Below are 12,297 nucleotides of genomic sequence, written 5' to 3'. Positions count from 1 at the left end.
TCAACGTGCCGCGGTGGGAGTGGATTCGAAAAGCCCGATGCGCTGGTAGAAAGAGCGGGTCCGGGCGGTGACCCGGTCGTGCTCCCGCCGGCGCGCGGGGTCGGCGACGAGTCGCGCGCGGAACTTGTGCGGTTCTGCAATGCCGGCGTCGCGGTAGACGTCCACACTGTAGAGCTGGGCCAGTGACGTGGCGATATAGCGGTCGACGTATTCCTGGGCGAAATCGATTTCCGCGTAGTCGCCCCGGCTGTCGGCCTGTTTCCTGAGATTGTCGAAGAGCCCGCGCACCAGTTGGCAGCCGAATGCGATGTGACGCGATTCGTCCTGGTGGTGGATCCTGTTGATGGCCCGAATGGTGTCGGGGAGCGACTTGTCCGCGGCCATTGTGCTGTTGAAGTAGTCGACGATCTGTTCGAAGATGAGAACCCGGCTGAACACGAGGAAATTCGCCAGGGTCTGGGACTGTTCCTGATCGGGGAACGGCATGGACCTGTCGGGATAGAGTTTTCCGTACCGGAGGCAGAATTCGGCGAAGAACCACATGTGTTCGTTCTCCTCGCCGACGAAGTGGTGGAAGAACGGAGTAGGGACTTCGAAACCCGGGGTGTGGATGCGCCGGATCACCTCCGTCAGCAGTTCGCGGATGCCGTGGACGTTGAGGCTGTAGAAGTGGATGCTCTCCCAGCGGGAAAGGTCACGGAGCTGCTGCTGGCTCAACTCCGCCGCCGCGTCGGTGCCGTGGACGGTGAGGAGTTGCGGGCTCATCCACATGGCGTCGGATGGAATCTCCGCCGGCCAGTCGAACGCCTGGTAGGGGTTGTAGTAGTCGTCGACGGACGCCTTCGCCAGGCGTTCCACCGCTGCCGTGGTTTCGCTGTCCCAGGTCAAGGTCTCGGACATCAATGGGTACGCTCCCGTGGGGTGTGGCCGCGGCTTTTCGGCGATGCGAGGGGCCGCCCGGCACGCTTCTCGACAGCGACGTCGCGTCGCCGTCGTGTCGTCTGGAAAGCAAGCAGGAAAGTCGTCTGGAAGAGGAACGGCCGCTCAGCCGGCGAAACCACGTCGCCGTACGGCACCGATGCCGTCAGGTCGTTTTCTGTCCATGGCGAAAGGCAGCATTCGTTCTCCCCGTGAATACGACCATGCCCGACCCTGAAGATGTGTCGGGCACGCAGCGGGGACTTTACCGGGGCTGCGAAACGCGTCAACCCGTTGACCAATAGATGGGATCGTTCGTCATCAGCGTCCCTTTCAGGGCTGGCGACGTTTCGAGTTCGAATGCGCAGCCGTTCGCGGGAATTCTCGTACTTTCAGTCATCGACCGTGCGGATTGCGCACGGCCGGATCTGAAAATGATTCCACCCGGACTGTAATATCGGGTGCTTCAGGGTCAAAGTGGAGCCTTGGCTGCGTGCGCCGTGATCTGTTGCTCGCACACTGCGCACGGCTGTGATCGCGAAATGAGGTGCGGCCTGGTCGCCAGTGCGCGTTCGGTCGCGAAACTCCACCGGAAGGCGAATTCCGTGCGCGATGTCACTCGTTCGGGGCGGCCGTAGCGCGCTGCCGAGCACCCGGTCGACGTCTATCGTGAAGGCCATTCGCAATCATTGTCTGACGTGGACGCTGACAAAGGGTGGTGAGAGCTGACCTGCGCTGTCCGGTGGGGCTTGGCCGGCGCGCGACAGTCGGACGCCGGCGGGGCTTCCGGGCACGGCTGCCGTCGGGAAGAATCCCTGTCGGGGCCGGCGCGGCGCGTACGGCGGGTCGGTCCGGACGGAGTGGTGTGGACGAGAATCTGATCGACGTGGCCCGCAGCATAAGGCCGTACCTGGACCGCCTGGTGGGTGCCGGCGCGGCGGAGTTCGACCAGCGGCTGCGCGCGCTGCTGGTCCGGGCCCGGGCCGGCGAGGACGTGGACGCCGAACTCCTGGCGCTGCTCACCGGCTCTCCGGCGACGCACGCCTGGGCGGCGGCCGTACTCGCCGACGAGCGGCACCGCCCACCGGCCGACCTCGACCTGCGGGCGGCCGATCCGGCCGGCGGCTACGCGGGTCTGCCCCACCCGCACGGCGGCGGCCCGGTGCCCGCCACCCGGTACGTGTGCCCTGTGGACGGGAACTACGCCTGGTGGCGGATCTCGGTCGGCGAACCGGTGCCGGTCTGCCCGGACCACCTCGACACCGCCCTGGTGGCCGACCCGTCATGATCACGAAGTTCTGGGAGGGGGTCGGCGGCACGCTCGCGGAGCGGTGGGCCGCGGTGTCCCTGCCGGCCCTCGTGTTCTGGCTCGGCGGCCTCCTGGCCTGGTGCGCGCGGCGCGGTGACCTCCGCGCGCCGCGGGCCGCCACCGACTGGCTGGGCGGCCAGCCCGCCCTCACCCAGGCGGGGTGCGTGGCGGTGGCGCTGCTGGCGGTGGCGGCGTCGGGCCTGGTCGTGCGCCGGGGCACGCGCACCGCCCTGGTGCTGATGGAGGGGTACTGGCCGGCCCCGTTTGCCCCGCTGCGCCGGCGGCTCCTCGCCCGGGTCGACCGGGCCGCGACGGCCGACCGCGGGCGGTTCCAGGAGCTGGCCGGGCCGGTGCAGTCCGGGAAGGCGACACCGGACGAGTGCGAGGAGTACGCGGCGCTCGACGGGCGGCTGCGCCGGCTGCCGAGCCGGGGGCGGTACCTGCCGACCCGGCTGGGCAACATCATCCGGGCGGCGGAGACCCGGCCGGGGGACAAGTACGGGCTGGACGCCGTGGTCGTGTGGCCGCACCTGTGGTTCCTGCTGCCCGAGCACGCCCGCGCGGAGGTCGCCGCCGCCCGCCGGGCGCTGGACTCCGCCGTCGGGGTCCTCGTGTGGGGGTCGCTGTTCACGCTGTTCACCCCGGTGTCCCCGTGGGCGGCCCCGGTGGGGCTCGGCGTCGCCCTGCTCGCCGGGCTCGTCTGGGCCCCCACGCACGCCCGGACGTACGCGGAACTGGTCGAGGCGGCCTTCGACCTGTACCGGGGGAGTCTCTACACCCAGTTGCGCTGGCCGTTGCCGGGCGACCCCGGGGCGGAGCGGGCGGAGGGGGAGCTGCTCACCCGGTACCTGTTGCGGGGGTCAGACGCCGCCCATCCCCGGTTCACCGGGCCGAGGGACTGAAACCCGACACGGCGGGTACGGGCCGGCGCCGGCCCGGGCAGGATCGCGGCAAGGGGGTCACATGTTCGGACGAGGCCGGCGACGCGGTGCCCGGGGCGCCGAGACGCTGCACCGATACCTCAAAGCCGGGGACCGCGACAGCCTCGACCGGGCCATCGACCTCGGCGAGCGCCTGATCGCCAGGGCGGAGTTCGCCGAGGAACCGGCGGAGGTGCGCGGCGCGCTGCTCGACAGCCTCGCGCTCGCCTACCACGGCCGGCACGGGCACACCGGCTCCGCCGCCGACCTGGACACCGCGATCGACCTGTGCCGGCGGGCCCTGGCCACCGGGGGCGACGAGGTCCGCTCGGTCCTGCACCGCAACAACCTCGGCGTGTGCCTGCTGCGCCGCTACGAACTGAACCCGCGGCTCGAGGACCTGCCCGAACTCGTGGCCACCTGGCGGGCCGTGGTCGACGCGACCCCGGACGACTCGCCCCGCCTGCCCGGCCGGCTGACGAACCTCGGCGAGGCGCTGGCCTGGCAGGAATCGCACGGGGAACCCGGCGACATTCCCACCGACGAGATCGTCGCCGTGCACACGCGGCTGGTGCGGCTCACCGCCGCGGGCGATCCCGAGCTCGCAAGGCACCAGAACAACGCCGGCGAGGCGCACTTCCGCCGATTCCAGCACACCGCGGACCGGACCGACCTCGACACGGCGGCCCGCTACCTGCGCACCGCGGTCGCCGGCAGCGACCCGGCCGACCCCGACATCCGCTGGCGGTGGGTGAACCTGGCCCGGGTGACCCGCGAGCTCGGCGGAGAGCATGCCGCCGAGGAGGCGGTCGATCTGGTCAGCCGGGCCATCCTCGCCGCGCCCACCCCGGTCCTGGACCTGTGGCTGTGGCGCCAGTGGCGCGCTGAGTGGCAGGACGAGCTCGCCGCTCTGGACGGCCCGGACCGCGAGGACCGGCGCGCCGACGTCCGGCAGCGGGCGGCCGACCTCGCCGGGTCCGGGCTGGCGCCCGAGGAGCTGTCCCGGCGCGCCCTGGCGGTCGGCGCGGCGGCCGTCGGGCTCGGCGTCGACGACCCGGCGGTGGCCGACGCCGTGACGACGGCCGGGCACGCGGACCTCGAACGCGGGCGCGTGACCGCCGCCCAGGACCTGTTCGAGTACGCGGTGCGGATCCGGATCGCGGCGCACGGCGAGCGGCATCCGGCGGTGGCCGAGGCCCGGTTGCCGCTGGCCGAGGCGTTCCGGCTGGGCGGCGATCTGGCGTCCTGCGCCGCCCAGCTCCGTGTCGCGGTGCGGGTCCTGGAGCGAACGGGCGGGCCGGAGCAGCTGCGCGCCATCGTGGCGATGCTGCGGGTGGCCGGCCTGCAGCGCGCGGCCGGAGAGTATGACCACGCCCTGGCGAACATGCTCGGTGCGGTCGGGGCGTTGCGCCGCCGCGTCGGCCCGCTGCACCCGGATCTGGGCACCGCGCTGACGAACCTCGGCAGCCTGCTGCTGGCGATGGACCGGGTCGAGGAGGCATTGGCGCCGTTCGAGCACGCCGTCGTGCTGCTGTCCGAACGCCCCCGGCGCCGCGACGGGCGGGCCGCGATCTTCTGGGACAACCTCGGCGGGGCTCTGCTCCGACACGGTCAGCTCGCCGACGCCCGGCGCTGCTTCGACCGGGCGATGGAGGTGTACGCGCGGGTCGGCGACCAGGCCGCCCCCGTCGACGTCACGATCACCGCCCTGCACCTCGCCAGTGCACTGTCCGATCTGGACGAGCACGACGGGGCCCGGGAACAGCTCGACCTCGCGCACCGGCTGGCCGCCCACAACTCCACGGCGGCCCACCTACTGCCCGAGATCCGGGCCGCCCGGTCCCGGTTGCCGCGTGCCGCCCGCCGGGGATCGCCGGGCTACACCCCGGACCAGACCGCGGTCGTGCCGCGCACCGCCACCGCCCGGCTTGTCGCGCCGCTGGTACGGGTGCTGGAGGCCCAGGACGACGAGGAGCTGTGGGACCTGCGCCGCCGGCACCCGGAGCTGGCCGGGCCGGAGGCGGCGGAGCTACTCGTCGAACAGGCCCGGGCCCTGCGCCTGTCGGGTCGCGACGAGGACGCCGAGGCCATCGAAGCGCGGGCCCGCCGCCTGGCAGCCGGTCCGCCGGACCCGGGCGGGGGCGCACGCGGGCTCCCGCCCGGACCGGCGGGCGCGGGATTCCCACCCAGCGCGGCCGGCGACGCCGCGGAGGCGGCACTGGGCCGCTACGAACGTGGCCGGGAGCCCGCCGACCTGCGCGCGGCGGTCACGGCGGCACGGGCGGCCGTCGAGGAGCCAGGACCCGATCACGAGCGGGCGGGGCGCCTGCACCGGCTCGGGTACATCCTGATGGTCCAGTGCCTGGAACGGCCCGACCGCGGGGCTCTCGACGAGGCCCCCGAGGTGCTCGGCCGGGTGCTCGCCCTCGCGCCGGACGACCCAGGGCTCCGGTTCCGAGCCGGCTTCCACCTCGCGAACGTGCACATCGCCCGGTACGACCACGACCACGAGCTGACGGACCTGCGCCGGGCGATCACCCTGCTCGACGGCCTCGCCGGAACACGCCCGGACCAGTCTCCGGATCCCGAGGTGCTCGCGAACCTGTCCGTCGCCGTCATCCGACTCGTCAACGCCACCGGAGAACGGTCCGACGCCGACCGGCTGCTGGCGCTGTGCGCGGACCCCGACCACGCGGCCCGATGGTCCCCGTCGGCCCGGGCCGTCGCGGCCGTGGCCGAGGGCCGGTGCAGGATGGCCCTGTGGCGGTGGGACGAGGACCCCCGGGCACTCGACCCGGCCATCGCCGCGCTGCGGTCAGGCCTGGCGGCGGCCGACCTGGACGCCAACGAGGTCGAATTCGGCCACGCCGACCTCGGCGCGGCACTGCTCAGCCGGTTCCAGCTCACCGGTGACCCCCACGACCTGGCCCAGGGAATGGAGGCCCTGGAAACGGCGCACCGGCTCGGGGGCGTGGCCGGGGACGCGTCGCTGCACGGCAGCATGCTGTGCCAGGGGCTGCTGCTGCGATACCGCGACAGCGGCGCCGGCGCCGACCTGGAACACGCCGTCCGCGTCGGCCGCGAGGCACTGGAGTCGGCCGGCTCCCGGTCCGCCGAACGCCTGACCGCCGCCGAGCAGTTGGGCGTCGCGCTCACCGAACGCTACCGGGTCACCCGCGACGAGGACCTGCTCACCGAGGCGATCGCGCTGTTCCAGGAGGCCGAGGACGCGACGGCCGGGCTGGGCGGCTCAGCGGCGGCCCGGGTGGCCAACAACTTCGGCTGGGCGCTGTCCGAGCGGTACGAACTCACCGGGGACGAGGACGACGCCGGCGCGACGGTGGACCACTACCGCCGGGCGTTGCACCTGGTCGGACCCGACGCGCCGATCCGGACCACCTATCTGGACAACCTCGGTGCCAACCTGGCGCTCGCCGCCAGCCGGGGGCATCTCGCCGCGAGCCTTGACGAGGCGGTCGAGGTGTGCGCCGAGGCCGTGGCCGGAACCGACCGTGAGGATCGGCGGTGGCCCGGGCGGATGACGAACCTCGCCATCACCCGCGCCGCCCGGCACGACCGAGACGACCGACCGCAGGACCGGGCAGCGGCCGTCGAGGGGTTCCGCGCCGTGTGCGCCGACGGGCTGGGCCGGGGCGGCAGGCACCACCTCAACGCCGCCGTGGCCTGGTGCGGATTCGCCCTGCGGTGGCGGGCGTGGCAGGACACCGCCGCAGCCGCCGAACAGGGGCTGTCGATCCTCGACCGGCTGGTGGCCGGCCAGCACGCCCCGGTGCACACACTGGGCTGGGCCCGCGAAGGCCAGGGCCTGGCCGCCCGGGGCGGATACGCGCTGGCGCGACTCGACAGGCCGCTCGACGCCGCCGTCCTGCTGGAACGGGGCAGGGCCCTCCTCCTCCAGCAGGCCCTCGGCCGCGACCCGGGCCCACTGAACGAACTCGGCGTGCTCGGCCACGACCACCTACGCCGGGACTACGTCGCCGCGTCGGAACAGGTCCAGGCCCTGGAGCGGCGCGCGGACGACACCCCGGGCCCGGACAGCCGGGCACACCTCGCCCGGGCCCGCGAGGAACTGGCCACGGTGGTGGCGCGGATCCGGAACGTACCCGGCTTCGAGAACTTCCTCCGCCCGCTGACCGGCGCCGACCTCCTCGCCCTGGCCGCCGAGGCCCCGTTGGTGTTCCTGGCCAGCACCGAACTCGGCGGCCTGGCCCTGACGGTGCGGCCGACCGGGGCGGATCTCGACTGGTTGGCGGACCCCCGGCTACGCACCCTGCAGGAATCCGTCACGGCGTTCCTCCTCCACGGCGACAGCGACGACGAGGTGACCGGTTGGCTGTGGACGGCGGTCATGCGCCACGTCGTTCGGCGGGCGGCCGGGGCTGGCACAGCCGTGGTCATCGCCAGCGGCCCGCTGTCGCTGCTGCCCCTGCACGCCGCGTGGCGCCCGGACCCGGCCGCGGCCACCGGCCGCCGGTACGCGCTGGACGACGTGGCGATCCGCTACGCGCCGAGCGCCGCCGCCCACCGGGCCAGCGTCCGGCGGGCCGCCGACGCGCGGGCCGACAGTGTCCTCGTCGTCGCCGATCCCGGCGGCCAGGCCGGACCCGAGCTGCCCTACACCAGGATCGAGGCGGAGCTGGTCCGCCCGCTGTTCCCCGCCGGCCGCACCCTGCTCGGCCCGGCCGCGGCGCTCGACACGGTGGTCGGGGCCCTGGCCGAACACCACGTGCTGCACTTCGCCTGCCACGGCCGCTACGACCCGCTCCAGCCACTCGACAGCGGTCTGGTCCTCGCCGCAGGCCAGGTGCTGACCCTGCGCCGCCTGATCGACCAGCGGCTGCCCGACATCCGGCTCGCCGTGCTGTCGGCGTGCGAGACCTCCGTACCCGGAATCGACGTCATCGACGAGGCGCTCGGCCTGCCGGCCGGGCTGCTCGCGGCCGGCGCGGCCGGAGTGGTCGGCACTCTCCGCCCGGTGCCGGACGCCGCGGCGGCCCTGGTTATGGCCCGGTTCCACACCGAGTGGCGGGCCGGCGGGATCAGCGCGCCCGAGGCCCTGCGCGCGGCGCAGCGGTGGGCCCGCGACAGCACCAACGCGGAGAAGCGGGCGGCCTTCCCCCAGCTGTGGCCGGAACCCGCCCTCGCCGGGGCGGCCCTCAGGCTGTGGCGGGGAGCCCGGGCGTACGCGGCACCCCGGTTCTGGGCGCCGTTCTGCTTCGTCGGCACCTGACGGCGAAGCGCCGGGTCCTCCGCACGCGCCCAGAGCGCACGGAGCCCCCGATTCCGGGTCCCTGACGTCACCGGGACGAATCAGACCTGACCGGGGCATCCTCGTCTGCCATCGCGGGGTCCGGATATGCGGCCAGTATCCGTTCCTGCAGCCGCAGATGCCGGAACTGGTACGCCGCCCCGGTCTGCCGCAGCATTCCCCGCCGCCGCGCGTCAGCCAGGAACCGGACCAGCCGCCACGGCAACTCGCCCTGCGCCGCGAGGGCGAACCGGGCGATCGTGAACCGCAGCCACGCCTCGCCGGGCAGGCTGCCGAGCCCGATCACGATGGCGGCACCGACGGCGAACCGCAGCCCGTACAAGGGGCCGAGCAGGATCCAGGCCGGTACCCCCACGATCAGCGCGGCGGGCGCACCGGCCGCGATCGCCGATCGCCGGTCGTCGCGCATCGTGCTGCGCGGGTCGAGCAGGTCCGCGCGGGACAGCGGGCCGCCCAGCCCCATGGCCAGGGCCATCGCGAAGAAGAAGGCGGCCCAGAGCACCTGCCAGTGCGGGAACAGCACCGTGTCGCGGGCCGCTGTGAACGCGATGGTCGTCGGTAACGCGCACAGCCCCAGCGACATCACAGTCCGCCAGGGTTGGAGCGTGATCCGCCGGGGCATGACCTCCGTGAGCCGAAATATCGTCGTGGACACGAGTACTCCCGCGACGATCAGCGCCTCGGAACGAAACCCGAACGGGGCCGCGGCGGCCAGGGTGACCACGATCGCCGGGATCGTCTTGTCCCACGCCGGACCGAGCACCCTGGCCAGCCGCCACCAGGCCATCTCGTTGTCGCCGGGCTCCAGGAGCCGGGTGGCCAGGAACGTCAGCCAGCGTCGGGCACGGTCAGCGGGGTACCTCGGGTGTCGGGGCGCGCCGGGGGCCGGGGGCCCGGAGTCGGCGTACACGGCGGGCAGGAAGGCGTCCACCAGGTGGTCGGTGATCGCGGTGGCGTCGGGGAACCGGGTCAGCTCCGCGGGATCGCGGTCGGTGGCCCGGTAGGCCACCCGGGCCAGGAACACCGTCAACGGAGTGGACAACGCTGTGGCCAGCGCTCCGGTGGGCTCGGCCGCGAGGACGTCGAGCACCGGCGCCCACCGCCGCGCGCCGGCCACGCCGCCGGCGGCCAGGTAGTCCGCCGCCTGCCGGGCGGTGACCGGTTCGATCTCCACCACGAGCGCCCTGCCGAACGGGCGGTCCTCTTCGAGGCACGCCTCCTCGTACTCGTCGGTGCGGCAGGTCAGCACCACCGGACGACCGCCGAGCGCCCGACTGAGCTGGGCCAGCGCCTCCGGGTGCATGCCCTTGGGCATCTCGTCCAGTCCGTCGAGGACCGGTGCGACCCGGCGGGCCGCCACCAGCCGCGCCGCCACGTCCGGACCGTAGCGGTCCCGGTCGGCGAGGAACGGGTACTGCTCCACCAGCCGGCCCGCGAACCAGGTGTCCAGGTGCCGGGCCCGCGGGTCCCAGCCGGCCAGGTTCACCAGAACCGGCACCGCGGTCGGGTCACCGGGTGCCCAGCCCCGCAACACTTCCGTGAGGAGCAGAACTGCCAGGGAGGTCTTGCCGCTGCCGGGCGCGCCGATGACGACGAGTTGGCGCAGCGGCAGGCCCAGCCAGCACCGGGCCAGGTCACCCGGTCCGCCCCGGATCCGGAGCCCGGTGGCCCGCCAGCCCGGCCCGAACACCACCTCGGAGAGCGCGGGCTGGACGGCCCGTTCGCTGGGCCGCCACCGCACGGGTATCGGGTCCGGCCCGGACAGGCCCCGGTCCTCGGCCTCGGTGTCCCACTGCGCCCGCAGCCGCTGGACCAGATCGGCCAGCGCACGGTCGAGTTGGACATCGGGATCACCCGGCGGGGTGCGCAGCGCGGCCCAGGTGCCCAGCACCCCGATCCCGAGGCCGGCGACGCCGAGCACCAGGCCGCCGACACTGGCGAGGCGGTCCCAGGTCTCCTGCCGCCCGGTCGGGCCGGACCGCAGATACAGCAGGACGAGAACGAGAGCCCCGAGGACGAGGAGCAGGACGCCGACCGCGGCCAGCCCCGACCACCACGAACGGCCACGACGAGTCAACCACACCCCGACCATTGTGGTCGGCTTCCGCGCGACCCGGACCCTGGCCGTCGGGTACCCGTCAGCTCGATGCACGCCCCGACGGATGTGGCGATGCTCGGGCGGCGGCTACGCGCCGGTCTGTGGGCGCTGGCTCGACCGGGGCACGGGGAGGAGCAGGAAGTCCATGACGCCGAGCGGGCCGGTGTCGTCCGAGGTGTCGACGTGCCGCCAGCCCCACCGGTGGTAGATCTGGCGGGCGGGGGCCAGCGGGTTGGCCGCCAGTGTCGCGAACGGTTCGGGCCGGTCGGTGAGAAGGGCGTCGAGGAGCCGCCGGCCAAGGCCCCCGCCGCGCGCGTCGGGGTGCACGATCCATTCCTTGACAGCGAAGGTGTCGACTCCGGTCACGGCGGCAGGTGGGCCCTGGGTGGCGCGCTGCCACCATCTGCCCGCCGGGTACGTGACCCCGAAGGCCGCGCCGACCAGCGTCTCCCCGCGCAGGGCCGCGACGAGCGCGAATCCCGGATCGGTCGTCTGCTCGGGGTAGGCTGCCCGGAACCGGGCGACGTCGTCGGGACCCTCGTGGTAGGGGGCCTCGCCGAACACGACGGCATACAGAGCTGCCAGGTCGTCGGCGAACTCGACGGCGGCGGGGCCGTCGAGGTGCACCAGGGTGGTGGCGGTGTCCGTGTTCTCGCGCTCGTCGGTGCCGGTCATGATGCGCCTCCCCGCCATGTCGAATGTGGTCGCCTCATGATCATGATACGAGACCCCGTTCGATGGGTCATTCTTGAGTGCCAAAGACGGTTGCTGGCAGAAGCGCCGTTGCTGGAATACTGACAGCCATGCTGATACGACGCAGCGGACGAACCTCCAACATGTCTGGTATGTCGCCACGGCGGCTGTGGCGTCCACCCAGCGCGGATAAGGGTTCGCGTGCGGGCGTGCGGCGTCGGGACTGGCCTACGTTGCTCGGCATCGGCACCGCGATCGTCGCAGCGCTCGGCGCTTTGATCTTCAATGGCATTTCCGCGACGGCCACCAACAAGCAGCTCGAACTTTCCAGGGACGGCCAACTGACCGACCGTTATTCGCAGGCGGTGGAGCAGTTGGGGTCGGATTCCCCCGAGGTGAGGCTCGGAGGCATTTACGCCCTCGAGCGGCTCATGCGCGACTCCCCGATCGACCAACCGACCATCGTGGAAGTTCTCGCCGCGTTCGTTCGCAGTCACGCCACTCGGCTCCCTGGCCCGAGTCCGGCTCCGGCGGCCACGCTGACGAGGGAAGATGTACGCGCGACCGCCGGTCGGCGACCGGTTGACCTCCTCGCGGCGTTGACCGTCATCGGCAGGCGTGACACCCGGCACGATCCTCAGCGTCAGGTGTTCGACCTGTCCTACTCGACTGTCGACCTGTCGTATTCCAATCTGGATGGACTCAACCTTCTCGGCGTCAGGCTGCGTGGCGCCAACCTCACCGGTACGAGCCTGATAGGTACGATCCTCAACGGGGCGGACCTGAGCGGATCCTCCCTGACGAGCGTCGACCTGACCAATGCGAAGGTGCGGTTCGCCAATCTTTCGTGCGCCTGGATGATCGGGGCGAACCTCACCGGAGCGGACCTGAGCAACTCCGACTTGTCTGGAGCGGGCCTGGCTGGCGCGACGTTGAGCGGCGCCAATCTGACCGACGTGACGCTGACAGGTGCCGCCTTTGGCTTCGAGGGCCCAGGGTTGAGGGGGACAACCGGCACTCCACGCCCTCAACCTACGGTGACATCGGCACCCTGTTAGGCGTGTTTGGT

7 protein-coding genes are annotated in these 12,297 nt (G+C 72.8%); 4 read left to right on the top strand and 3 right to left on the bottom strand.

Features of this window, described 5'->3' with window-relative positions:
* A complete protein-coding gene (locus IW245_RS09570) occupies positions 1 to 900 on the bottom strand; it encodes a diiron oxygenase (protein ID WP_197002816.1) in 900 nt (299 codons plus the stop codon).
* A gap of 883 nt (positions 901 to 1,783) precedes the next feature.
* Here IW245_RS09570 and IW245_RS09565 point away from each other — a divergent pair.
* From IW245_RS09565 to IW245_RS09555, 3 genes are all read left to right on the top strand, one after another.
* A complete protein-coding gene (locus tag IW245_RS09565; RefSeq protein WP_197002815.1) occupies positions 1,784 to 2,206 on the top strand; it encodes a hypothetical protein in 423 nt (140 codons plus the stop codon).
* Positions 2,203 to 3,129, top strand: coding sequence for a hypothetical protein (locus IW245_RS09560; RefSeq protein WP_197002814.1), 927 nt, complete (start codon positions 2,203 to 2,205; stop codon positions 3,127 to 3,129). Before IW245_RS09565 ends, IW245_RS09560 begins: the two co-directional genes overlap by 4 nt.
* A 61-nt stretch (positions 3,130 to 3,190) precedes the next feature.
* Entirely contained in the window at positions 3,191 to 8,398 is a 5,208-nt protein-coding gene (locus IW245_RS09555) for a CHAT domain-containing protein (protein WP_197002813.1), read from the top strand.
* A 67-nt stretch (positions 8,399 to 8,465) separates the two neighbouring features.
* Here the strand turns inward: IW245_RS09555 and IW245_RS09550 are convergent, their stop codons facing one another.
* Positions 8,466 to 10,589: an NACHT domain-containing protein gene (locus IW245_RS09550; protein WP_197002812.1), complete on the bottom strand. Its 2,124-nt coding sequence runs from the start codon at positions 10,587 to 10,589 to the stop codon at positions 8,466 to 8,468.
* 33 nt (positions 10,590 to 10,622) lie between these two features.
* Positions 10,623 to 11,210 carry a GNAT family N-acetyltransferase gene (locus tag IW245_RS09545; RefSeq protein WP_197002811.1) on the bottom strand — a complete coding sequence of 196 codons (588 nt, stop codon included), beginning with the start codon at positions 11,208 to 11,210 and terminating at the stop codon, positions 10,623 to 10,625.
* A gap of 251 nt (positions 11,211 to 11,461) precedes the next feature.
* On the opposite strand from IW245_RS09545, the gene IW245_RS09540 reads away from it, so the two are divergent.
* Complete coding sequence (locus IW245_RS09540; RefSeq protein ID WP_197002810.1) at positions 11,462 to 12,286, top strand: pentapeptide repeat-containing protein; 825 nt, start codon at positions 11,462 to 11,464, stop codon at positions 12,284 to 12,286.
* Positions 12,287 to 12,297: the final 11 nt, after the last annotated feature.

The sequence above is a fragment of the Longispora fulva genome, from assembly GCF_015751905.1.
Classification (GTDB): domain Bacteria; phylum Actinomycetota; class Actinomycetes; order Mycobacteriales; family Micromonosporaceae; genus Longispora; species Longispora fulva.
This window is presented reverse-complemented; position numbering and strand designations above follow the sequence as displayed.